We start from the raw sequence: 24,261 nt of genomic DNA, 5'->3' as shown, positions 1-24,261 counted from the left end.
TCATCATTGAAATAACAATTAATTATAAAAAACTACAAATTGGTAAGTTTTAATTTTTAAATTGGTATGTTAGATTGAAGTTAAGCGACGCCTGTACCGCGCAATTTTTACTTCATCACACAGAGACAATAATGATAAAAAATACATCCACATTTAAACTTACGGCTTTAGCCGTTATCACACCTCTACTTTTTACGGCTTGTTCAAGTACCCAAAGCACTAATCAGCAAAGCGATGCGCCGGTACCAGCAACAAAGTTTGATTTATCACACTGGAAAATAAATGTACCAGTTGATTTAAACAACGACGGTAAAATTGATGAAATAGATGTAGAAGAAATTCAGACTTACGCACACCCTGATTTTTTCTATCTTGATGATAAAGGCTACATGGTATTTACCTCCCCTAATAAAGCGCTTACAAGTGCTAACTCTACTAATACCCGTAGTGAACTTAGACAAATGATCCGTGGATCAAATACTAAGATTAAAACTAAACACTCTAAAAACAACTTTGCTTTAGCTGTTCACCCGCTATCAGACCGATTTGGTTCTGTTGGTGGAAAAATGGAAGCAACGTTAAAAGTAGATCACGTTGCGCTACGTGCAACTGATCCTGATAAAAAAGCGGCTTACTCGGTTGTTGTAGGGCAAATTCACGCAGGTAAAGATCAGGCACTTATTGATACCAAGCTTGGTTATGGCTGGGGGAATGAACCACTTAAAATATATTACAAAAAATGGCCAGGGCATAAAACAGGCTCAGTTTTTTGGAACTACGAACGTAATTTACCTAAAACCAATCCTGACCGTAAAGACATTACTTACCCAGTTTGGGGTAATACATGGGAAAACCCTAACGAGCCTGGCAGTGCCGGTATTGCACTAGGTGAAGAATTTAGCTACACGGTCAATGTGTATAAAAATGTTATGCACCTTACATTTAGCGCACAAGGCAAAGAAGACGTTAACTACTCTATTAACTTAGGTAATAACGTAGATGCTTATGGCAAAGTGGACGAAAAAGATCATCCACATGGTTACGCTGCAGATTGGCATTACTTTAAAGCCGGCGCTTATAACCAATGTAGTACTAAAAGCGCCAAAGGTATTTGGTACCCAGGTTGTTTAGGTACTGGCGATTGGACTACAGATAAACAAAATGGCGATTACGCTCAAGTAAGCTTTAGTAAACTAGAGTTAAGCCCAGCGACACCGCCAACAAAATAACTAGGCTAGTACAGCCTCAGATAAGTAATTTTTTAGTGATGTAAACAGTGGCGTTGGTAGATTATTAATATCGCACCAGCGCCACTTTAAACATTTATTAGGCTCTTTAAGCTCAGGCTCTCCGCCTTCAAAATCAGCTTTTACATACAACGTAATATAGTGTTTGTTCTCTGCTGTAAAAATATCATTGGTAAAATCAAGCTTAGTAATTTTACTTACCTTTAAACCTGTTTCTTCAAACACTTCTCGTATTGCACATTGCTCAACACTTTCACCAAACTCTAAATGTCCACCAGGTGTTGCCCATGTATTAGCACCATGCGCGCCAATACGCTCACCTAGTAAAATTGTGTTTTGGTGCTTTATGATAACCGCAACTCCTACTCTTACTACGTTACTCATATCGTATTTTCTCTTATTTTTACTGCCCGCCATGCTGAACCACACGCTTTGTATTGTCAATTTTGTATTTTTAAAACCAGTGTGTTGATTAACTTTTAGCCGACCAAGGTCGAATAGCTTGCTTGCTAAAAAAAGCCTACATTTTGTAAGGTCTCTCACACACAAATTTAGCTTTAGGAGCCTTACATGTCAGGCGAATATAAACAGCAATATAATGGTTTTAAACAAAACCCAGCCCAATTTTGGCTCGAACAAAGTAAAAATATTCCATGGTATAAAACCCCCACAAAAGCATATACACAAGACGACGACGGGCTTTATCATTGGTTTAGCGACGGGCAATTAAACACCAGTTTTTTAGCACTAGACCAACACGTTATTGCCGGATTTGGCGAGCAAACTGCACTGATTTACGACTCTCCAGTCACTAATACAAAGCAAACTTATAGCTACTCACAACTACAACAAGAAGTTGCTAAATTTGCAGGCGTAATACAATCGTTAGGCGTTACAAAAGGCGATCGCGTTGTTATTTATATGCCAATGATCCCACAAGCGGTTATTGGTATGTTGGCGTGCGCTCGCCTTGGTGCTATTCATTCGGTGGTATTTGGTGGGTTTGCTGCACACGAATTGGCTGTACGCATTGATGATGCCAAGCCCAAACTTATACTTAGCGCCTCATGCGGTGTTGAAGTAAACAGCGTTATTGAATACAAACCACTTATTGATAACGCAATAGACTTAGCTGCGCATAAAGTAGAACACTGCGTTATTTATCAGCGTCCACAAGTAACCGCCACTCTTAAGCCTAAACGAGACATAGATTGGACTCAGGCAATGAAAACGGCTGCAAGCGCAGATCCGGTGCCTGTAAATGGTGACGATCCGCTTTATATTTTATATACCTCAGGCACGACAGGCACACCCAAAGGCGTAGTACGCGAAAATGGCGGTCACGCAGTGGCAATGCAATACAGCATGGCAACCGTTTATGGTATGAAGCCCGGCGACGTATTTTGGGCAGCGTCTGACATTGGCTGGGTAGTTGGGCACTCTTATATAGTTTACGCGCCGCTAATGTATCGCTGCGCAACTGTATTATATGAAGGTAAACCCGTTAAAACGCCCGATGCTAGTGCATTTTGGCGCGTGGTTGAAGAATATAAAGTAAATGTATTATTTAGTGCCCCCACCGCCTTTAGAGCAATCAAAAAAGAAGACCCCAATGCCGATGGTTTGAATCAATACGATACCTCAAGCTTAAAACGTTTATTTTTAGCTGGCGAGCGGTTAGATCCTCCCACTTATGAGTGGCTTAAAGAAAAAACCAAACTGCCAGTGCTCGATCATTGGTGGCAAACAGAAACCGGCTGGGCTATTGCTTGTAACCCTGTAGGGCTTGAGTACTTAGCAACAAAACCTGGCAGCTCTACCGTGCCAACTCCAGGTTTTGACGTGAGAATATTAGATATGAATGGCAATGAATGCGCAGCTAACGAGCAAGGCGCCGTGGTAATTAAACTGCCACTTCCACCGGGTTGCCTACCAACTATTTGGCAAGATACCCCGCGCTTTAAAGCAAGCTACCTAAATGAATATGAAGGTTATTATTTATCTGGCGATGGTGGTTATATTGATGAAGACGGCTACCTATTTATTATGGGCAGAACCGACGACGTTATAAATGTAGCAGGACATAGGCTTTCTACCGGCGAAATGGAAGAGATAGTAGCCGCGCACCCTGCTGTTGCCGAATGCGCTGTTTTTGGTGTGAACGATCCTCTAAAAGGGCAACTCCCTATGGGAATGATCGTGCTTAAAAATGATTTTATGGGCTCAAGTACCGACGTAGAACAAGCGCTTGTTTTAAGTGTTCGTAATCAGATTGGCGCTATTGCGTGCCTTAAAAATATAGTTAGCGTAGATAGGTTACCTAAAACACGCTCGGGTAAAATACTGCGTAAAAATTTGCGCCAACTGGTTGATGGAGAAGAGCTACAAATACCTTCAACCATAGACGATGCCAGTATCTTTGAAGAAATAAACCAACAACTAACACAAAGATAAACCCAACCAACCTATCTAAAGCCATTTTTATAATGGCTTTTTATTTCATCCTTATATTTGATCCTTTTACTGAAGCTTTGGTTTGAGTTTAAGCTTTAATTTAACCAACAGCTGAAATTTTTTACCGCTTTTTGCTTTCTTCTTTTAATAGCGTTATTAATTTAATCAATTTAAAAAGGAATGGTGTATGCCCCGCTTGCTACAAAAACTATTAAGCACAGCCCTATTATTTATAGGCTTTGCCACACAAGCCTATGAAATAGAAGACTTAGGAGATGGCTTACACCGCTTTATAGACGACAGACACCGCTCAGTATTTTTAATCACTTCTGAGGGCGCAATTGTTACCGACCCGCTTAATAAAAAAGCCGCCATCTGGTTAAACGAGCAAATTAAAACTCGCTATAACGTGCCTGTAAAATATGTAATTTATAGCCATAATCACAGCGATCATATTTACGGCGCCGAGGTATTTAAAAACCCGCACACCACGTTTGTAGCGCATAAACTCGCTGCGCAAGATATTAAAAACACACAAATGAAAACAGTAACGCCCAGCCTTACTTTTGATGACGAGCTACTACTTACTCTTGATGATTCTACAGTAAAGCTTAACTACCATGGTCCAAACGATGGTCGTGGTTCGGTTAGTATATTATTCGAAAAGCAAAAAACACTATTTGTAGTTGATTGGATTGTTATTGGCAGAATGCCATGGCAAAAACTGTGGAGTTACGATATTCAAGGCATGATTAACTCAACCCAAGCGGTACTCAAATATGACTTTAATACTTTTGTAGGCGGACATGCCGATATTGGCAGCAAGGCTGATGTAGCGCGCTATTTAACTTATATAGAGCTTTTATATAGCCAAGTAACAGCAGGCGTTTTAGCTGGTAATACACTTGACGAAATTAAACAAAATGTAAAATTAGACCAATTTAGTGACTTTAAACAGTTTGATGTATGGTTACCACTTAACATAGAAGGCGTGTACGAGCGTTTAATGGAAGAGTCAGGCATGGGCTGGCGCAGCGATCTATAAGTTTGAACTCAGCGGACTAAGCTCTGAGCTCTAAACTCAATATTATAAGCATTGGTATTGGCGTATTTAACGCAGTACCAATGTACTTATTTATTAGTTAAATAGACGTCAAAAGCCATATAAACCACCTTTACAATGTCCTAGCGCGGTTTTATATTTTAAATCTAAGTAACCTAAACTCTGGATAATAAATCTATCTCAAGCAGCTATTTTCAGCGCTAGATAAAATAAATTTAAATATCACTATGATTCAATATGTTAGTAAATCTCTTAACCAGAGTTCAGGTTAAGTATTAAAAAAAGCCTATTAACTAAAATCGACCACCACTTCATAACGCCCAGGCATGTCGTTCACTTCGTATACCCAACCGTGTCGTTTTATTATTTTTTCGCTTAACTCTAATCCTAAACCGTAGCCAATATTGGCAGGCTTGTTTGTGTTATTAGCAGTGTGTGGCGTATCACTGTGCGCGCTGCTATTTACTATAATCACACGGCTGCCCTGCTGAGTAATTCGCACTTGCCCTTGTTGCGTATGCTGATACGCATTACGTATTAAGTTAGTAAGCACAATGTGGCATGCGGTGGTTTCGGTATTAATAGTTGTACTTTGGTTATCGGTATTTATAAGTACATCAACTTGTTTTGAATTGAGTAAATAATCGAGTTCGTTACTCAAAGTCGTTATTTTTTCGGCTAGGTTTACAGGCTCTGGTGCACTTTGCTGGTCGTCATTTCTGCTAAGCCACAATAACGTCTCGGTTAAATCGCTCATGGTTAAACCGGCGCGCTCTATTCGCTGCAGTGTAAGGTGTTGTTTATCGCTTAAAGGCGCTTTTTCGCTTAAGCGGTTAAGTAACTCAACGTTGCTGCGAATAACCGAAATTGGTGTACGTAACTCGTGGCTCGCATAACTTAAAAAGCGCTGCTCTCGCTCAAGGCTCTCGTGAGCAGAAAGCAAGCTACTGCGTATTAGCGTTGCCAAGGTATTTAGTTCGTTATAGGTAAAGTCGGGCGGCGTGTTTTGTAAATTTTTTTGATTTAACGACTTAGCCCAACCGCGTAGTGACTCTACTGGCTTAGCTATTTTTTTCATTACCATAAACAAAAAGAAGGTAAATAAAGCAATTGCCGTAACCCCTGTTAACGCTATCCATGCCAACTTTTTTATAGGTTTATTGGGTGAGCTTTGTTTTTTAAGGCGCTCTTTTTCAAGCATAATACGTGATACGTAACGGGGCTCCCCTGCAGGGTTTTGAAAATACGCTACAAAATAGAGGTCTTCCGGCATTGAAAAAAACGATGGTTTTACTTTGCTTTTTTGCAATACGCCAATCTCTGTAGGCTTTGTAAAGCGTTGCTGAATTTCGCTTGGCATGTCTTCCCAGCGACTCGCTATTTTAAAGCCAATCATTTCTGCAGGTTCACCGTTTTTAACCTCAGTAGATTGCGAAAGCGCATGCATTACGCCATTTAACCCTCGGTCTAAGCCATCAATAAAATAATTAACACTTAAAAACGAAAAGCCAATTGCCATTAATGAACTTAAAAGCACCATGGTGGCAAAAAAATACAACCTCAGGCTGGGTCTAATTTTCATGCTTGTGTCTCATTTTTTAATTTTAGCGCAAACCCTACACTGGGTATTGTTTCTAGTACGGCTTGGCAATGCGCTTGCTCTAGCTGTTTACGCAAATGATGAATATGCACTTTTAAGCTATTGCTGTCTGGCTGATCGTCTCCCCATATTGCTTGCATAATTACCTGTCGGGTTACCGGTTTTTGCTGCTCTCGTACAAGCACTTCTAATAACTTAAAAGTAATGGGTGATAACTTTAAACTGTGCGCAGCCACTGTTGCTGTATGCGCAGTTAAATTAAGTGTTAAGTTAGCAAATGTAAGTCGCTTAACCTCTCCACTTTTACGCTTTGCTAATACTTGAACCCGCGCTACTAGCTCTTTCATCGCAAATGGTTTTACTAAATAGTCGTCACTACCGGCTGCAAACCCCTCAAGCTTATTGTCGAGGCTATCGCGCGCTGTCAGCATTAATACTGGTATATCAATGCCTTGCTCACGCAATGATTTACACATGGTTAAACCGTCCATTTTGGGCATGTTTACATCTAATATAATCATTTGATATTGATTACGTTCTATTAAATTTAAACCCATTACGCCATTGCTTGCATGGTCACACTCTATTGACTCAATTTCGAGATAATCAACAATGGTGGTTGCCAAATCTATGTCGTCTTCAACCAGTAGTACGTTTATCATTAAGAGGCTACTTCCTGCGTTTTATTTTTAGCACCTAGCGATATTAGCACAGCATCAATACCGCGTTTAGCATCGGTTTGAATCATCAATAATGCCGGTATAAGTATTAAGGTAATAACCGTGGCAAACAAAATACCGTAGCCAAGTGATGCCGCAGCAGGAATTAAAAACTGTGCCTGCATTGAGGTTTCGCTAAGTAGCGGCACTAAGCCTGCGTACGTCGTAATTGAGGTAAGTAATACCGCACGTAACCGGCTCGTACACGACTCAACTATGGCATCGTGCGTGCTCATGCCCTCTTCTTTTACTAGTTCGTTAAAGCGTGAAACAAGTAATAAGCTGTCGTTTACAACTACTCCACTGAGCGCCAAAATACCATTTAACGACAATATACTAATGGTTAAGTCGTTCCACCAGTGTCCTAAAATAGCGCCCACAATGCCAAACGGAATTGCTACCATAATCAACATAGGTTGAATGTACGATTTAAGCGGAATAGCCAGCAACACGTAAATAACTAATAAAGCCGCTACAAACATAGTGCTCATTGAGCTGGTGGTTTCGCTTTGTTGCTCTGCTTCTCCTGCAAAATACACACTTAAATTAGGAAATTGCTGTGTTAACTCTGGAATTAAGTCGCGCTTTAAATTAGCAACTAACTCGTTTGGAGCAATCACGTTTTTATCTACTTGGGCGCTTAAATAAATTGCACGAAGTCCATCAATGCGGGTTATTTCATCTTGCTGATATTCACTGCTTACTGTGGCTACGTTAACTAAAGGGACAACCGTGCCATCGGGTAGGCGAATACGCGACTGCATTATATCGGCAGGTGTTTTACGAGCATCTTCTGGGTAGCGTACACGTACTTTAACTTCGTCTTTATTACGTTGGTAGCGCTGTACAACTGCACCACCAAAGGCTTGCAGTACTTGCTTTGATAAACTGGCTGTATCCATGCCAAGCGCGCGCCCTTGTGCATTTAGGGTAAATTTAAGCTGTGGCTGACCTGGGTTTAAGTTGTCGTCTATTCCGTTAACGCCTGCGGTATTTTGCAAGCGCTCCTTAAATAGTGCGCCAGCCGCCATTACGGTTTCGTCGTCCCACGCTTTAAGTTCAACTTTAAAGTTATCGACCATTTTACGCGTGGCTAATATTTGTAATTTTTTACTGCCCTCAAGGCTACCTGCCATTCTTGAGCAAATTCGCTTGCTGTAAAAGCGCCTTCGTTTAATAGCTCAACGCTTACTTCACCGCTGGTGTCGCTGCTACTAATGACTTGTAGGCTGGTTATTTCGCTTTTGTCAGAGCTCAACTTAGTCATTAAGTTTTGCTCAGCTTGTAATGCACTTTGCTCAAGCGTTAGTAAGTTTGTGTTTGTTTGCCCATAAGCGGCGTCGTTTTGCATAACTAAATCGGCTGTTACAGTGTCGCCTGCAATACTTGGGAAAAAACCAACTTTAACTGTGCCTGTCATCGGCATGCCAATAACTAATATAAAAAAGGCGATAAACGCAGCCACTACGGCGTATCTAAAGCGCAGTGAAAATTCAATAACCTTGCAGTAAATGTTTTTACTAAACCAGCTTAAGCCGCTATCAGCACCATGTTGTATTTTTGACCACAGACCTGCTAAGCCTTTTTTAACTTGGCGTTTAGTACTAATGTGGGCTAAATGCGAGGGTAAAATAAGTTTTGATTCAACAACTGAAAGCAGTAAACAAATGGTCACTACAGTGGCGAATTGAGAGTAAATTTTACCTAAGTTGCCCGACACATTCGAAAGCGCTACAAACGCAGCCACCGTGGTTAACACCCCAAATATTGTTGGCACAGCAACCTTCATGGTGCCTAAAACTGTATTATTTAATGTATCGCCATGTTTTTTACGTGTGGTGTAAATACTCTCGCCTACAACAACGGCATCGTCTACCACTATGCCCAGCGCCATAATAAAGCCAAAGGTAGTCATTTCGTTTATGGTTAGTGCGGTGTAGCCATCGGTCATAAAATAAAGCGTACCAAAAAATACAAACGGCAAGCCACCAGCAACCCACAGCGCTACGCGTACGTTTAAAAATATGGCAAGTATTACAAACACCATAATAATACCGGTCACGGCATTTTTAGTAAGTAGCGATAAACGCTCGGTGATCATGGTGCTTTTGTCGTGCCAGCTTTCAAGCTCTACGTTTTGAGGTAATAAACCGCTTTCGTGCCATTTATCTATTACGCTATTAGCTTGCTCAACAATGGTAGTTATATCGCTGTTATCGCCCATTAAAATTTCAACGCCTACGGCATTTTGTTGGTTATAACGGCTTAATGAATTGCTATCTTCGGCAAATGAGTCGGTAACGGTGGCTACATCGCCTAACTTAATTTGTGTGCCTGATGCGGTTGTTAACAATACAATATTGGCAAAGTCGCGCTGCCAGTAAGCTTGGTCGGCGGCTTTTAAGCGTATAATTTTACTGCTATCGCGCAAACTAGTCGAAAGCGGGCTTGATGACTCATTATTAATGACCTCGCTTATATCGCTAATAGTTAAGCCATAGGCTTGGAGTTTACCTTCGTCGATTTCTATGGACATCATCGGGTCGAGTACACCCGACTGCGCTACGTCGCTAATGCCTGATTGCGCTAATAAATCGGCTTTAAGTTTTTCGCCCAGATTTTGTAATGTATGGCGATCGGCATCCCCAAAAAGCTGCAGCGTTAATGCATGATCTTGCCTACGGGCTTTATCAATAACAGGTTGCTCGGCATCTGCCGGAAAGTTATTAATAGCGTCAACTTGGTTTTTAACGTCAACAAGTAACTCATCGAGTGAGTAATCAGTACTTTTTTCAATGCTTACATGGCTGCCGCTAGCATCGGATGTAGAAGTAATACGTTTAATACCCGATACGGTTTCGAGCGCTTCTTCAATTTTTAACGCTATTCCCTCTTCAGCTTGCAATGCATCGCCACTGTCGTAAACCACCGATACCGAAATAGTATCTGGCTCTAAACTAGGAAAAGCCTCTTTACGTAAAGTCGTAAGCGACATAATACCCATTACAATCACACTAACTAACAATAAGTTAGCGGCAACAGAGTTATTTGCAAACCAATTAATAATACCGTGCAGCGGGTTATTATTACTGGGTATTTGAGGTGGTTGATGAGGGCTCATTATTGTATCTCCTCAACTATTGGATTTACTTTCATGTCGTTTAAGTAACTAACAAGTGGGCGCGCCACCACTTTTAGATTTTTAGCACTATCTACTGGCGTAATATATACGTAATCCCCACGCTCAAATACTTTATTAGCGTGTGTGCTTACTAAGCTATTTTGATCATTTACGTACCAAATTAAGCCATCTTGAGATACCGCCGAAGCAGGCAGTTTTATTACGTTAGTTAACTGCTTACCGGCAATTTCTACCGCTAAAAATGTGCCAGGCAGTAACGGCGTTGTTTGCTCAAAGGGTTTATCTAAGGCAACAATTACGCTGCGCTGACGCGAGCTGTCATCAAGGTGTTGCTCAAAACGTGCAATATAACCGTTCCATTTAGTATTAGTGGTTACATCAGTTAAAATAACCTCGCCTGATTTATTATTTGCTAGGTTTTGCCACTGACTTAATGAAAGCGGCACGGTTATTTCTACTTTGTCAGTGCTGTTTAGCGTGGCAAGCGTATCGCCAATACTCACATAAGTACCTAAATCTATATCGCGCGATAAAATAACAGCGTCAAATGGTGCACTTAACTGGGTGTTATTTACATCACGCTGTGCGGTTTTAAGTGCATATTGTGCTTTATCGAGCATAGCTTGCGCGGCTTCTAGTTGTAGCGTTCTAAATACAAGCGGCGAGCTTGGTGCTTGCGTAACGCCTGAGCGATCCCATTCACGTTTTGCTTGATTACCTAAATCTTGTTCTTCTTGCAGTGCTAGTTTTGCATCAGCCAATGTTGATTTTGCGCTAGCTAGAGCTTGTAAGTATTCTGTATTATCTATTTGTGCAAACACCTGCCCTTTAGTTATTAAGTTACCGGTCGCAAATTGCTCGCTCATACTGGTTACTTCGCCTTTAACTTGCGCTTTTAAGCTAAGTGACCAATGCGCTTTAGCTTCACCATGCCCACTAACATAAGCCTGATAAGTGCTCGGAGCTGCATTAATTACCGATACATTTGGGGCAATAGCTTTAATAGCGGCAGGTTGTGGGCTATTTGCTTGTTCAGCCATTTTTTGACCGTTATACATAATAGCAAGCCCTATACAAACAATAGCAACAAGCGTTACAACAACCGGTGTTGGCGAAATTTTCATGACGATACTCCAAGGCCCAAAGCGAGGCCTAAATCTATGCGGTTAGTTAAAAGGGTGTAGTTTATTTGGCTAAGCTGGGCTTGCAGGTCGTATACTTTTTGTTGCACTGTTAGCAAATCTAAAATATCAACCAAACCTTGTTGATACTTACTTTGATAGTTACTAAAGCTGCGTTGAGCGCTGGCAAGTGCATTGCTAATTTGCAGTTGTTGCTCGGTTAATGATTGCTCCTGCCCGAGTGCATTTTCAACTTCGTTTACCGCACTTAGCAGCGTATCTTGGTACTGCCAAAACGCTTGCTCGGCATTTAATTTTGCAATATCAACTTGCGCACGCAGTGCTCCACCTTCAAATAAAGGGGCACTTAAACTGCCTAATAAACTCCACACTGGGCTGGTTAATAATGCTTGGCTTGGCGTGCTTGCTAAATCACTCAGTGATGCCGAAAGCGAAATACTCGGCAGTAATTCTTTGTACGATACATCAACCAAGTAATGCTTTGCCTGAATGTTGTAATAGGCACTTTGTAAGTCAGGTCGGCGCGCTAAATCTTGCTCTGGTAATGTACTTAATGGCTCAATAACGCTTGGCAGAGTTAATGTATTTGGCAGGTTTTGAAGTTTATCAGTGCCTACAATTAGCATTAAAGCACGCTTTGCTTTTGCTATTTGTTCTTGATAATCGGCAATGGTTGCGCGAGTAGATGCCGTGCTAGTACGGGCGGTATCAAGCGCTTCTAAATCACCTAATCCATATTGGTAGCGCTCTACAATACTTTGCTCATTATTTTGTAAAACAACTAAACGTTGCTGCTCTATATCGAGCAAATTTTGCTGCAAAATAATATTTAAATAAGTACGAATAACACTCGCTACTAATGTGTCTTTAGCACCTTGATAAGTAGCTTGGTTACTGGCAATAGTCATATCTTGCGCGGCTACGTTGTCAGCAATTTTTTGCCATATATCGGCTTCCCAGCTTATACCTACTGATGAGCTGTATTGCGTACCTTCGGTTTTACTGCGCTGCGCGTCAAATCCTGCATCTACACTAAACCACTGACTTGCAGCGGTTACATCACGCTGTGCATAAGCTAGTTTTAATGCAACATGTACTTGATTAAACGATGGATTATTAGTAGCAGCTTGCTCAATAAGCGAATCAAGCCCTTCAATATCCACCAAATCGGTAATGTAATTTACGTGCTGTGCGTTACTTTGCGTGTACTGCCAGTTTGTATGTTGCTTTAGCGACTGCTCAGTACTATTACCTTGATAGCTTGGCTGACTACTACATGCAGCAAGCGTGCAACTAAGTGCAAGTAACAAACCGGTTGAGTGCTTTTTAAAATAAACCATTTAACTATGCCTAATTCGTACTATTACACATAGCTTATTAGGTCGAGGGTTAAGGAGGGGTTAAATGATTTAATCTAAATATTGGGTTGCTAATTTAACAGTAAAAAGTAGTCACTTTAGATGTTTTATATCGTTATAAGTTTTGTAATTGCTCTATCAACCATTTATGAATTGGGCTGTTATTAGTACGCGGATGCCATGCGGCTATTACTTTAAATGTAGGAGGCAGAGCTTCTATTTTTAGCTGTTTAACTTTGCTGTTTGGTAATAATCTTGATGGGTAAAACGCGAGCATATCGGTTGTATGTAAAATGTCGGGCACTGCTGAAAAGCTCGGTACCGACATAACAATATTACGTTTTAGCCCTTGGCTTTCAAACCACTGATCGTGCGATCCGCGCAAATTTGCACGAGATGGCGACACCACTAGCTGTGGATGCTTTGCAAATTGCGCCAAACTCAAAGGTTCAGTGTAAGTAGTGTTACCTATACCGGTAATACACAAATGCTGTTCTTCAAACAAAGTGATATAAGAAAGGTTGTCGGGTATAAATTCTGGAAAGCTTATCAGCAAATCAAGCTCGCCTGCCGTTATAAGTTGATTAACGTTATCTGATGCAAAGTCGCGCACAATCAGCTTTAAACCTGGCGCCTCGCGGCGGGTAATATTAAATAATTGCGGCAATAAGGCCTGCGTGGCGTAGTCGGTTGCGCTTATGGTAAACACACCTTTATAAGTTTGCGGGCTAAACTGCTCGGGCTCTAGTAACGACTCTAATTGCTTTAAAATATTATTAACAGGTGCCTTGAGCCCTTGCGCTTTAGGAGTAGCAACCATGTTATTGCCTTGGCGAATAAACAAGCGATCGTCAAATAAGTCTCGTAGTTTTCGTAGTTGCTCACTAATAGCTTGTTGCGTTAACCCCATTTTTTTGGCTACTTGTGAAAGATTTTGCAGTTCTAATAAGCTACTGAGTACTCTTAACTGTTTTATATCGAGCCGACTGATACCATTCATAATTGTATGCTGCACAAAAAAGTGTTGTTTCAAATTGTATCCTTAAATCTCTATGCTGCCAATGTTGCTTAACCACTATTTAAGCCTTTGTTTGCTTTATAAGAGAATTTAAAATGAAATCAGATTTAGTTAATACCGCTCCTTTATTCTCATCAATTGAGCTTGGCCCTTTTACACTTAAAAACCGTATTGTGATGCCTCCTCTTACTCGCTCTCGCAGCACTCAGCCTGGCAATATTCCTAATGAATTAATGGCTGAGTATTACTCGCAGCGTGCATCGGCTGGTTTTATGGTTACCGAAGGCACACAAATAGAACCTCGTGGGCAAGGTTACGCTTGGACTCCAGGTATTCACTCGCAAGCACAAATTGAAGGCTGGAAAAAAGTAACACAAGCAGTACACGCTAAAGGCGGTGTTATTTTTGCTCAGCTTTGGCATGTAGGGCGCGTATCGCACGCCACACTACAACCAAATTCAGGTAAACCGGTTGGCCCTTCAGATATTATTGCTGACAACGTAAAAGTATTTATTGAAACCGCACCTGGTGAAGGCGCATTGGCTGACCCAAGTGAGCCTCGTGCATTAAGTACGACTGAGGTTGTCGAGCTGGTAAACATGTATGCCCAAGCTGCACGCAATGCTCTAGAAGCTGGATTTGATGGTGTGGAGCTTCATTGTGCTAACGGCTATTTAGTTAATCAGTTTATTTCTGAGCATACTAATAACCGTGACGATCAATACGGTGGAACGCTTAGTAATCGCCTGCGCTTTTTAAAAGAGATAGTTGAAGCGGTAAGTGACGTTGTAGGCGCAAACCGTTTAGGTGTTCGCTTTGCTCCTTTATTTGAAAGCACAGATGAAACACGAGTGTATTTAGGACTTGTTGAATCAAACCCTCATCACACCTATATCCAGGCCGTTAAAGTGCTTGAGCAAGCAGGTATTGCTTACTTATCGATTGCGGAAGCTGATTGGGATAACGCTCCCGATTTACCACAAGAATTTTATAAAGCAGTCCGAGCTGAATTTTCAGGGCGCATTATTTATGCAGGTAAATACACAGTAGAAAAAGCAGTGCGTATTTTAGGTGAAGGTTACGGTGACTTATTTGCATTTGGTCGCCCATTTATAGCTAACCCTGATTTACCAGAGCGTATAGCAAATAATTGGACGTTTAACGAAGCTGATGCAGCCACTATGTATGGCGGTACTGAAGTAGGTTATAGCGATTATCCTTTTTATCAAAAGTAATTAACCTGCAAAGCCAAGGAAGGCTTAATTACTAATTTAATAGCTATTTTTTGTGACACGACTAATCATTTTGATATATTAAAACGTTCCTAAAATCGTCAAAAACTAGAGATTATGTCAAGAACCGTCAGTAAAATGTAAAAAGCTGTAAGCATAACTCCGTTTGCTGTTGTATGTCAGTTAACATTCAGTTTGAGCCGCTAGTATTGAACCCAGTTATGTAAAAACATAAACGAGGCAATACTATGAAACTTACTTTTTTACTACCTGCCCTGCTCGCCATTGGCGCAGTATCAGGCTCTGCGCTTGGAGCACAAAACGAGCGAGAGAATGATAAAAGCTTTAAACGCGATCACGACAAACGTGTTGAATATAAACGCGATGAACGCCGCCATGAAAAAAAGCAGCGTATTGAGCATAAAAAAGAAAAACGAGAAGACCGTAAGCAAGAAAAACGTAAACTTGCTAAGTACAAACAGGAAAAGCGTGAACTACACCGCTACAACCAGCGAAAATATAACTACTTAACAAGCCATCACAATTCAGTCGCTTACAGACAAAATCGATTTATAAACCATTTACCACGCAATAGCGCATCAATCAGATTTAATGGTATTTCGTTTACGTTTAACGACGGCCTTTATTACCGTAAAGCTAAAAGAGGCTACCATGTTGTTAAACCACCTAGAGGCCTGCGTATAAATACGCTTCCAAGAAATTACAGGCATTTTAAACACCATAATACGACTTACTACACTTATCAAAATGTGTACTACATTGCGGATAATGATGGTTATACGGTTGTTGATGAGCCATCAACTCGCCTTAATCAGGCAATAAAAGTGGGTAATGTGAATGACTATAGCTTGGGCCAAACTTACGATTCATTGCCACAGGCAGCACAGGCCGTAATAATTAACTCGCAGCAGTATTTTAAATACGGCGATATTTATTTTTTACCGCAAATAAGTGGTGACGACATAAAATACCTTGCCATTAAGCTAGGTTAAACTCGCTATAAATTAAAAGGCCTTACTGTAAATAGTAGGGTCTTTTTCATTCCCCTTCGTAGGTAGTAATTTACAGCAATAAAATCAATTCTCTCTAAACATTAACATGTCTTAGTATTTGTAAGCTTTTTTGTTAAACTAGCTCGCATATTAATAGTGAGAGTGTATTTATGTCGGGTGAGTTTCCACGTGCTGGTTTTTGGCGCCGTTTTGCGTCGTTGGTCTACGATACGTTAGCCATTATTGCGTTTGCGATGTTAACTGTAGTGCTGTATTTATTTGCAGTACAGGGGCTTATTTCTCTCGATGTAATTAGTTTAAATGGCGCAGAGGATGTATCTGCATTTATTCAAAATTCAAATCTTCTTTCGGGTATTCGTACCGCTCTTTTAATTATTGTTAGCTTAGTATTTTTTGGCTACTTTTGGACTAAAAGCGGGCAAACCATTGGCATGCGTGCATGGCGTTTAAAAGTACAAACTCTTGAGGGTAATTTAATTAGCTGGCCGCAATCAATTATCCGCAGCGTTAGCGCTTTACTCGGTTTAGGTAATTTGGTGGTGTTAATCGATTTTAAAAACAAAAAAGCACTGCAAGATTACATCTCTAAAACAGAAGTTATTGCACTTACTAAAGAAGAAAACAGACGTATTTATAGTGAGCTTGATTAATACCAGCTTTCCAAAACTGGTAATTAAAAAGCAAAAAGGGTGACCACTGGTCACCCTTTTTTAATGCTTTGAATAGGTACTCTATACCCGTTTATTCATCAAATATGTCGCAAAGCCTATAAATATAATACTGGGTAATACCGCACCTATAATGGCAGGTATTTGGTAAACCATAACTACAGGGCCAAATATTTCATTAGTTAAGTGAAACACAATCCCCGTTACAACACCCATAATAATACGTGCGCCCATCGTAACAGTACGCAGTGGGCCAAATATAAACGAGAGTGCCACCAGCAGCATTACCGCTACAGATACAGGCTGCATAAGCTTACGCCACAGAGCAAGCTCGTAGGTACTGGTGTCTTGTTCGTTTTGCTCTAAGTAAGTTAAATACGACCAAAGCCCAGTAAATGAAAGTGACTCTGGTTTTACCGAAACAACCCCTAACTTTTCAGCGGTCAATTGTGAAGGGTAAAACTCTTCTGGTAGTTGCTCTGTTGTGGTTTTTTCGCTCGTAATAATAACCTTATTTACATCACGAAGTAGCCAGCCTTCTTTTCGGCTCAGTGCATCTTTTGCTTTAGTGATTTGGGTAAGCTCTAGCGATTTGTCAAAGTGGTACATGTGTACCCCGTTGAGCCTGCCGTTTTCGTCAACATCTTCAATATTAATAAAATTGCTGCCGTCTTTAGCCCATACACCTTTTTGTGTGTTAAATACATCGCCGCCATGTATTGCTTGGTTACGCATTTCTTTGGCGTGTAATTGCGCTTCAGGTGCACCCCATTCGCCAAGTGCCATCATGCATACAGCCATAAATATGGCCGTTTTCATCACAGAGCCAATTATTTGTAAGCGCGACATGCCAGCCGCTTGCATCACTACCAGCTCACTGTTTGAAGCAAGTGCCCCCAAACCCGTTAAGCCACCAATTAGCGCAGCCATCGGAAAAAACACCACTAAATCGCCAGGTATTGTGTAAAGCGTGTAAAGCATTGCGGTCATTAAATCGTAACTGCCACGCCCTACCGACTTTAGCTGGTCGATAAACTTAATTAAGGTGCTAATACCAACAAGTACTAACAATGCAAAGCCGGTAGTTTGTAAAATACTGCGGCCTAAATACCAATCAAGCGTTTTCATCATGAGCCTAACTCCCGCTTAGTTACAACGGCTTTAAGCCAAGCGCCCAACGGTCGCCCTTTTATAATTAATAACCCACCTATAAATAAGGCACTTAGGTGAATCCACCACAAGCCAATTGAAGGCGGAATTTTTCCATCTTCAACTGCAAATTTAGCGGCATTTAGTAAAATAAAATAGCCTAAGTACAAGCTTATAGCAGGCACTAGTTTTGCAAATTTACCTTGGCGAGGATTAACCACACTTAGCGGCACTGCCAGTAAGGTAAGTAGTGGGATTGATAACGGAATAGCGAGTCGCCATTGCCATTGAGCAATAGATTCAGGAGTGTTTATAGCCAATAATTGGTTAGTTGGCACAGCCTCTAATTTACGGCGTTGATGCTCTATTTCTTGTTCTCGTATTTGTACGCTGTAACCATCAAATTCTGTTAAATTAAGTGCAGGCGTTGTGCCATCTGTTTCGTAGCGTTTACCGTCTGTTAGCACGAGCTGTTGCTCACCATTTACGGCTTCAACCACAATACCTTGCTGTGCATATACTAAGCGCGCTAGGTTGCCTTTTTCGCTATCGGGTAACTGTGCAACAAATACCTTATTGAGCTCTTTGCCACCCTTTTCAATATTATGAATAAATACCACGGCTTTTTCGTTACCGGTTTCTTGGAACCGCCCAGCTCTGAGTGCAGATAACCCAGCATCGGCTTTGGCTTGCTCTTTTAATTGATACTCTTGCTCGCTTGCCCACGGCGCTATATACATAGTCAGTGCTGCGGCTAATATAGCAAGCCCTACACTTGATATAAGTGTTACGCGCACAACATACCATTCACTTACGCCACATGCTTTAAGTACGGTCATTTCGCTATCGGCGTAAATACGGCTGTAGGCTAAAATAATGCCTAAAAATATACTCAGCGGAAGTATTAGCGAGGCTAGTTGTGGAAGTTTTAGTGCAATCATCGATAACACTAATTTAGCAGGAATGCTGCCCTCAGAGGCATCACCTAAAATACCAACTAACTTTTGTGACAAAAATATTGTCATCAAAGTTAAAAATACGGCGACCTGCGATTTTAAAACCTCAGCGGTCAAATAACGGAAAATTAGCAATGCTCGCCCCTGTTAAACATGGAATTTCACTACGATAGTGAGAATTGAATAGTTAAATAGCTATTTTACCCAATTAATACCGGCAAATAGGCTATTATTATAAGCCATCAAAATTAATTATCCTACCTAAGTGCACGATATAATGTTGCATTAGTAGCCCTTAAGCATATAAAGTTCAATTACACAGTAAGAGTCTAGCAAAATCAGCTAAAATAAGAATTATCCTTACATAAGTTACGTAGATAAGACTAGAAAATACTTTTTTAGCCCCAACTTAGTAACTTAAACGACTCAAAACCAGGAGTAACAATGGAATTTAACGTAAAAAGTGGTAGCCCAGAAAAACAGCGCAGCGCATGTATTGTGGTTGGCGTTTACGAGCCACGTAGGTTATCCCCCATTGGTGAACAACTCGATAAAATTAGTGATGGTTATATCTCTAATTTACTTCGCCGTGGCGATTTAGAAGGTAAGCCAGGCCAAGTTTTATTATTGCATCATGTACCTAATGTATTAAGCGAGCGCATATTGCTTGTTGGTTGTGGTAAAGAGCGTGAGCTTGATGATAAGCAATATAAACAAATCATTTCTAAAACTATTAATACCTTAAACGAAACGGGCTCTATGGAAGCAGTCTGCTTTTTAACAGAGCAACACGTTAAAGGTCGCGACACCTACTGGAAAGTACGTCAGGCAGTTGAGACAACGCAAGACTGCTTATATACGTTCAACCAACTGAAAAGTAAAAAAGTAGACCCTCGTCGTCCACTGCGTAAAATGGTGTTTAACGTACCAACACGACGCGAACTAACTATTGGCGAAAGCGCTATTGAGCATGGTTTAGCCATTGCAGCAGGTAGTAAGCTATGTAAAGACGTAGCTAATATGCCACCAAATATTTGTAATCCTGTGTACTTAGGTGAACAAGCACAAGAGCTGGCAACTGATTTTGACAACATCACTGTTGATCTTATTGGCGAAAAGCAAATGGCAGAACTTGGTATGAATTCTTACCTAGCTGTTGGCCGAGGTAGTGATAACGAATCGATTATGTCGATTATTAACTACAAAGGCGCCGCTGATGACCAAGCCCCTATTGTACTTGTTGGTAAAGGTCTAACGTTTGATTCAGGCGGTATTTCATTAAAACCAGGCGAAGGCATGGACGAAATGAAATACGACATGGGCGGAGCAGCAGGCGTTATTGGCGCAATGCGTGCACTTGCACAAATGCAATTGCCGATTAACGTTATTGGTGTTTTAGCGGGTTGTGAAAACATGCCTGGCTCAAATGCGTATCGTCCAGGTGATATTTTAACAACAATGTCGGGGCAAACAGTTGAAGTATTAAACACCGACGCTGAAGGCCGCTTAGTATTATGCGACGCACTAACATATGTTGAACGCTTTAACCCAGATACGGTTATTGACGTAGCAACGCTAACTGGCGCGTGTATTGTAGCCCTTGGCGCGCATGCTACTGGTTTACTATCAAACCATAACCCACTTGCACACGATTTATTAAAAGCGTCTGAGCAAAGTGGCGACCGTGCATGGCAGTTACCGTTATGGGATGACTATCAAGATCAACTAGAAAGCCCATTTGCTGACTTTACGAACTTAGGTGGACGCTCTGCGGGTACTATTACTGCGGCATGTTTCTTATCTAAATTTACTAAAAAGTATAATTGGGCACATTTAGATGTTGCCGGTACCGCGTGGCGCAGTGGCGCTAAAAAAGGCGCAACGGGCCGTCCTGTTCCTATGCTTACTCAGTATTTATTAAACCGAGCGGGTGTAAGCGAAGCTACGCACGATTAATAATCTATTTAGCTATTTATAAGGCGCCATTTGGCGCCTTATTTATTTGTGTATTAATTGAAGCAAACCCCGTTATATGGCAAAATCTGCCTCTTAATTTGTGTATATCAATTTGGTATACATTCAATGTCATGGGAAACCCCGATACAATGAACATGAACGCTAAATTTTTCGTTCTAAAGCAACAAGATGAGTCTAAAGCGAAGGCTGACGAGCATTTTGCATTGGCAGCTCAAATTGCGGCCGATCAGTATCGAAATGGGCAACGTGTGTTTATTTGTGTTAACGATAACGAAGCAGCCTGTGCCATTGATGAAATAATTTGGGCATTCGATCCAGATAGTTTTGTGCCACATAATTTACAAGGTGAAGGCCCTAAAGGCGGCGCACCTGTAGAAATTGGTATTACGCCACCTGTTGGCAATCGTAAAGTTTTAATTAACTTGGCTACTCAGTTACCGGATTACATTCGTCGGTTTAACCAAGTTTTTGATTTTGTACCCGTAGAACCAGCTGCTAAGCAAGCAGCCCGCGAGCGTTTTAAAAAGCTACGCCAACTCGGTGCCAATCTCACCACGCAAGATATTAATAGCTAGCCAATCAGGCAAACTAACCAACTAATTTAAGTACTTATTTAAGGTTCTGTGTAATGGATAAAACCTACAATCCGCAAGATATTGAACAGTCGCTATATCAAGACTGGGAACAAAAAGGCTACTTTAAGCCATCTGGCCAAGGCGTACCATATTCAATTATGATCCCGCCGCCAAATGTTACTGGTAGCTTACACATGGGCCACGCCTTCCAAGATACAATAATGGATACCCTAACGCGTTTTAAACGTATGCAAGGTAACAACACATTATGGCAAGTAGGTACTGACCACGCAGGTATTGCAACGCAAATGTTGGTTGAGCGTAAACTGCATGCCGAAGAAGGCAAAACACGCCACGATTTAGGCCGCGAAGATTTTATTAATAAAATCTGGGAATGGAAAAAAGAATCTGGCGGCACTATCACTAAGCAACTTCGTCGCCTTGGCGCATCGGTTGATTGGGATCGTGAACGCTTTACAATGGATGATGGTTTATCTGAAGCTGTTAAAGAAGTGTTTGTACGCCTTCACAAAGAAAACCTAATTTACCGAGGCAAGCGCCTAGTAAACTGGGATCCTAAATTACACACTGCTATTTCTGATCTTGAAGTTGAAAACAAAGACAAGCAAGGCCACATGTGGAACTTACGTTACCCACTGGCTGATGGCGTAACAACACAAGACGGAAAAGACTACATAGTAGTAGCTACAACTCGCCCTGAAACCATGTTGGGTGACTCAGGTGTTGCAGTAAACCCAGATGATGAGCGCTACACAGATTTAATCGGTAAAGAGATTTTATTACCCATCGTTAATCGTCGTATTAAAATTGTTGCTGACGAACATGCCGATAAAGATAAAGGCACGGGCTGTGTAAAAATAACCCCAGCGCACGACTTTAACGATAACGAAGTGGGCAAGCGTCATCAAATGCCTATGATCAACATTTTCGATAAAGACGCCGCTATTCTTACCCAAGGTGAAACATACACCTTTGACGGTAAAGAGCTTGAGTTTGATGCACCAATACCTGAGCGCCTACATGGACTTGATCGTTTTGCAGCGCGTAAAGCAATTGTGGCAGAATTTGAAGAACTAGGTTTACTTGAAAAAATTGAAGACCATGGTTTAACGGTTCCTTACGGCGATCGCTCTGGTGTGGTAATTGAGCCACTGCTTACCGACCAATGGTATGTACGTGTTGCACCACTTGCTGAACCTGCAAAAGACGCTGTTAAAAACGGCGACATTCAATTTGTACCTAAGCAATACGAAAACATGTACTTCTCGTGGATGAACGACGTACAAGATTGGTGTATTTCACGCCAGCTTTGGTGGGGTCACCGTATCCCAGCTTGGTACGACAGTGAAGGCAATGTATTTGTTGGTCGCGACGAAGCCGAAGTTCGCCGTGAAAACAACATTGCAGATAACGTAACGCTAAGCCAAGACGAAGACGTACTTGATACGTGGTTCTCATCAGCGCTTTGGACTTTCTCTACACAAGGCTGGCCTGAAAATACCGATGATTTAAAAACCTTCCATCCGTCTGACGTGTTAGTAACTGGTTTTGATATTATTTTCTTCTGGGTTGCGCGCATGATTATGATGACGCTGCACTTTGTAAAAGACGAAAATGGCAAACCACAAGTTCCGTTTAAAACCGTGTATGTAACGGGTCTGATACGTGATGACAACGGCGATAAAATGTCTAAGTCAAAAGGTAACGTACTTGACCCACTAGACATGATTGACGGCATTGAACTTGAAGACCTAGTACAAAAACGTACTGGTAACATGATGCAGCCAAAACTTGCCGCTAAAATCGAAAAAGATACGCGTAAAGTATTTGCAGGCGGTATTGAAGCACACGGCACTGACGCCCTTCGCTTTACACTTGCTGCAATGGCATCTACCGGTCGTGATATTAACTGGGACATGAACCGCCTTGAAGGTTACCGTAACTTCTGTAATAAATTATGGAACGCGAGCCGTTACGTATTAATGAATACAGAAGAGCAAGACTGTGGTTTTGCAAACGATGCACAAAAAGAGCTTTCATTAGCTGATCGCTGGATTTTAGGCCAATTTGAGTCAACAGTTAAAACGTACACTGAGCACCTTGATAACTACCGTTTTGACTTAGCTGCTAACACGCTTTACGAATTCACTTGGAACCAGTTCTGTGATTGGTACTTAGAGCTAACTAAGCCGGTATTATTTAAAGGTAATGAAGCGCAACAACGTGGTACACGAAATACACTTATTACCGTACTTGAAAGCTTACTGCGTTTAATGCACCCAATGATGCCGTACATCACTGAAACTATTTGGCAGCGTGTTGCACCTCTTGCAGGCCTTGAAACAGCAAACACCAGCATTATGGTTCAGCCGTTCCCTGTATATAATGAAGCAAATGTTGATGCTAAAGCAATGGATGACTTAGAGTGGGTTAAACAATTCATTTTAGCTATTCGTAATATTCGTGGTGAAATGGATATTAGCCCAAGTAAACCGCTTAGTGTATTACTTGCTAATGCATCTAGCGACGACGTGCGCCGCATTGAAGAAAACAAATCATTTTTAGCATCACTTGCAAAAATTGAAGAGTTTACAATGCTTGAAAACAAAGACGGGGCACCTGCATGTGCCACGTCTTATGTTGGCAACCTTGAGATCATGATCCCAATGGCAGGCTTAATTGATGTAGAAGCCGAGCTTTCGCGTATTAATAAGCAACTCGAAAAAGCAGAAAAAGGCCTAGCACAAGTGCAAAACAAACTCGCTAACGAAAAGTTTGTAAATAACGCACCTGAAGCCGTACTTGCTAAAGAAAATGCAAAACTGGCTGAGTTTAGCGATGCTAAAACTAAGTTACTTGAGCAAAAAACTAAAATAGAAAGCTTATAAGCTTTCATAAAATGCCTA

The 24,261-nt window shown here is 41.2% G+C and carries 17 protein-coding genes and 1 pseudogene; 9 read left to right on the top strand and 9 right to left on the bottom strand.

Translation table 11 applies throughout. From position 1 onward, the window contains the following. Positions 1–131: 131 nt before the first annotated feature. Positions 132–1,229 (top strand): polysaccharide lyase family 7 protein, encoded by a 1,098-nt coding sequence (locus QMA08_RS16045; RefSeq protein ID WP_182696150.1) that lies wholly within the window; start codon positions 132–134, stop codon positions 1,227–1,229. On the opposite strand, the gene QMA08_RS16040 is transcribed toward QMA08_RS16045, so the two are convergent. Next, the gene (locus QMA08_RS16040) at positions 1,230–1,631 is read right to left on the bottom strand and encodes an NUDIX hydrolase (protein WP_024589726.1); all 402 of its coding nucleotides are present in this window, start codon (positions 1,629–1,631) and stop codon (positions 1,230–1,232) included. Positions 1,632–1,817: 186 nt separating this feature from the next. Between QMA08_RS16040 and QMA08_RS16035 the strand changes: the two genes are divergently transcribed. Together QMA08_RS16035 and QMA08_RS16030 are read left to right on the top strand one after the other, a co-directional pair. Next, on the top strand, positions 1,818–3,701 hold the full coding sequence (locus QMA08_RS16035; protein ID WP_290174940.1) for a propionyl-CoA synthetase: 1,884 nt from the start codon (positions 1,818–1,820) through the stop codon (positions 3,699–3,701). Positions 3,702–3,888: 187 nt separating this feature from the next. Then, entirely contained in the window at positions 3,889–4,746 is an 858-nt protein-coding gene (locus tag QMA08_RS16030) for an MBL fold metallo-hydrolase (RefSeq protein WP_290174939.1), read from the top strand. Between the two features lie 307 nt (positions 4,747–5,053). Here QMA08_RS16030 and QMA08_RS16025 read toward each other — a convergent pair whose 3' ends face one another. The 6 genes and pseudogenes from QMA08_RS16025 to QMA08_RS16000 all read right to left on the bottom strand — a co-directional run bounded on the left by QMA08_RS16025 (position 5,054) and on the right by QMA08_RS16000 (position 13,758). Then, entirely contained in the window at positions 5,054–6,346 is a 1,293-nt protein-coding gene (locus QMA08_RS16025) for a HAMP domain-containing sensor histidine kinase (RefSeq protein WP_290174938.1), read from the bottom strand. Beyond that, entirely contained in the window at positions 6,343–7,026 is a 684-nt protein-coding gene (locus tag QMA08_RS16020) for a response regulator transcription factor (RefSeq protein ID WP_002961983.1), read from the bottom strand. The genes QMA08_RS16025 and QMA08_RS16020 overlap by 4 nt, the downstream gene beginning before the upstream one ends. Then, positions 7,026–10,204 (bottom strand): annotated as a pseudogene (locus tag QMA08_RS16015) (efflux RND transporter permease subunit). The gene QMA08_RS16020 and the pseudogene QMA08_RS16015 overlap by 1 nt, the downstream one beginning before the upstream one ends. Continuing rightward, positions 10,204–11,349, bottom strand: a complete 1,146-nt coding sequence (locus QMA08_RS16010; RefSeq protein ID WP_290174937.1) for an efflux RND transporter periplasmic adaptor subunit — start codon at positions 11,347–11,349, stop codon at positions 10,204–10,206. Before QMA08_RS16010 ends, QMA08_RS16015 begins: the two are co-directional and overlap by 1 nt. Continuing rightward, complete coding sequence (locus QMA08_RS16005; RefSeq protein WP_290174936.1) at positions 11,346–12,707, bottom strand: TolC family protein; 1,362 nt, start codon at positions 12,705–12,707, stop codon at positions 11,346–11,348. Before QMA08_RS16005 ends, QMA08_RS16010 begins: the two co-directional genes overlap by 4 nt. A gap of 133 nt (positions 12,708–12,840) precedes the next feature. Then, complete coding sequence (locus QMA08_RS16000) at positions 12,841–13,758, bottom strand: LysR family transcriptional regulator (RefSeq protein WP_200886975.1); 918 nt, start codon at positions 13,756–13,758, stop codon at positions 12,841–12,843. Positions 13,759–13,838: 80 nt separating this feature from the next. Here QMA08_RS16000 and QMA08_RS15995 point away from each other — a divergent pair, with 80 nt between their 5' ends. The 3 genes from QMA08_RS15995 (at position 13,839) to QMA08_RS15985 (ending at position 16,659) form a co-directional block, all read left to right on the top strand. Next, the gene (locus QMA08_RS15995) at positions 13,839–14,978 is read left to right on the top strand and encodes an alkene reductase (RefSeq protein ID WP_290174935.1); all 1,140 of its coding nucleotides are present in this window, start codon (positions 13,839–13,841) and stop codon (positions 14,976–14,978) included. Positions 14,979–15,223: 245 nt separating this feature from the next. Further along, positions 15,224–15,988: a DUF6515 family protein gene (locus tag QMA08_RS15990; RefSeq protein WP_149603170.1), complete on the top strand. Its 765-nt coding sequence runs from the start codon at positions 15,224–15,226 to the stop codon at positions 15,986–15,988. 170 nt (positions 15,989–16,158) lie between these two features. After that, positions 16,159–16,659 (top strand): RDD family protein, encoded by a 501-nt coding sequence (locus tag QMA08_RS15985; protein ID WP_278380690.1) that lies wholly within the window; start codon positions 16,159–16,161, stop codon positions 16,657–16,659. Positions 16,660–16,740: 81 nt separating this feature from the next. Here the strand turns inward: QMA08_RS15985 and lptG are convergent, their stop codons facing one another. Beyond that, positions 16,741–17,808, bottom strand: a complete 1,068-nt coding sequence (lptG, locus tag QMA08_RS15980) for an LPS export ABC transporter permease LptG (protein WP_024603537.1) — start codon at positions 17,806–17,808, stop codon at positions 16,741–16,743. Then, positions 17,805–18,917 carry an LPS export ABC transporter permease LptF gene (gene lptF, locus QMA08_RS15975; protein ID WP_290174933.1) on the bottom strand — a complete coding sequence of 371 codons (1,113 nt, stop codon included), beginning with the start codon at positions 18,915–18,917 and terminating at the stop codon, positions 17,805–17,807. Before lptF ends, lptG begins: the two co-directional genes overlap by 4 nt. Positions 18,918–19,226: 309 nt before the next feature. Between lptF and pepA the strand changes: the two genes are divergently transcribed. From pepA to QMA08_RS15960, 3 genes are all read left to right on the top strand, one after another. Further along, positions 19,227–20,738 (top strand): leucyl aminopeptidase, encoded by a 1,512-nt coding sequence (gene pepA, locus QMA08_RS15970; protein WP_039490278.1) that lies wholly within the window; start codon positions 19,227–19,229, stop codon positions 20,736–20,738. 149 nt (positions 20,739–20,887) lie between these two features. Next, positions 20,888–21,334, top strand: a complete 447-nt coding sequence (locus QMA08_RS15965) for a DNA polymerase III subunit chi (RefSeq protein WP_290174965.1) — start codon at positions 20,888–20,890, stop codon at positions 21,332–21,334. 53 nt (positions 21,335–21,387) lie between these two features. Continuing rightward, positions 21,388–24,243, top strand: a complete 2,856-nt coding sequence (locus QMA08_RS15960) for a valine--tRNA ligase (RefSeq protein ID WP_290174932.1) — start codon at positions 21,388–21,390, stop codon at positions 24,241–24,243. Positions 24,244–24,261: the final 18 nt, after the last annotated feature.

The organism is Pseudoalteromonas sp. APC 3355 (assembly GCF_030407615.1).
In the GTDB taxonomy this organism is placed as follows: domain Bacteria; phylum Pseudomonadota; class Gammaproteobacteria; order Enterobacterales; family Alteromonadaceae; genus Pseudoalteromonas; species Pseudoalteromonas distincta.
The sequence above is the reverse complement of the archived record's forward strand: the minus strand, read 5'-3'. Positions and strand labels throughout refer to the sequence as shown.

Bases quoted from the DNA above. Each gene is read 5' to 3' on its own strand.
- QMA08_RS16045 (WP_182696150.1), top strand. From the start codon at position 132: ATGATAAAAAATACATCCACATTTAAACTTACGGCTTTAGCCGTTATC.
- QMA08_RS16040 (WP_024589726.1), bottom strand. From the start codon at position 1,631: ATGAGTAACGTAGTAAGAGTAGGAGTTGCGGTTATCATAAAGCACCAA.
- QMA08_RS16035 (WP_290174940.1), top strand. From the start codon at position 1,818: ATGTCAGGCGAATATAAACAGCAATATAATGGTTTTAAACAAAACCCA.
- QMA08_RS16030 (WP_290174939.1), top strand. From the start codon at position 3,889: ATGCCCCGCTTGCTACAAAAACTATTAAGCACAGCCCTATTATTTATA.
- QMA08_RS16025 (WP_290174938.1), bottom strand. From the start codon at position 6,346: ATGAAAATTAGACCCAGCCTGAGGTTGTATTTTTTTGCCACCATGGTG.
- QMA08_RS16020 (WP_002961983.1), bottom strand. From the start codon at position 7,026: ATGATAAACGTACTACTGGTTGAAGACGACATAGATTTGGCAACCACC.
- QMA08_RS16010 (WP_290174937.1), bottom strand. From the start codon at position 11,349: ATGAAAATTTCGCCAACACCGGTTGTTGTAACGCTTGTTGCTATTGTT.
- QMA08_RS16005 (WP_290174936.1), bottom strand. From the start codon at position 12,707: ATGGTTTATTTTAAAAAGCACTCAACCGGTTTGTTACTTGCACTTAGT.
- QMA08_RS15995 (WP_290174935.1), top strand. From the start codon at position 13,839: ATGAAATCAGATTTAGTTAATACCGCTCCTTTATTCTCATCAATTGAG.
- QMA08_RS15990 (WP_149603170.1), top strand. From the start codon at position 15,224: ATGAAACTTACTTTTTTACTACCTGCCCTGCTCGCCATTGGCGCAGTA.
- QMA08_RS15985 (WP_278380690.1), top strand. From the start codon at position 16,159: ATGTCGGGTGAGTTTCCACGTGCTGGTTTTTGGCGCCGTTTTGCGTCG.
- lptG (WP_024603537.1), bottom strand. From the start codon at position 17,808: ATGATGAAAACGCTTGATTGGTATTTAGGCCGCAGTATTTTACAAACT.
- pepA (WP_039490278.1), top strand. From the start codon at position 19,227: ATGGAATTTAACGTAAAAAGTGGTAGCCCAGAAAAACAGCGCAGCGCA.
- QMA08_RS15965 (WP_290174965.1), top strand. From the start codon at position 20,888: ATGAACATGAACGCTAAATTTTTCGTTCTAAAGCAACAAGATGAGTCT.
- QMA08_RS15960 (WP_290174932.1), top strand. From the start codon at position 21,388: ATGGATAAAACCTACAATCCGCAAGATATTGAACAGTCGCTATATCAA.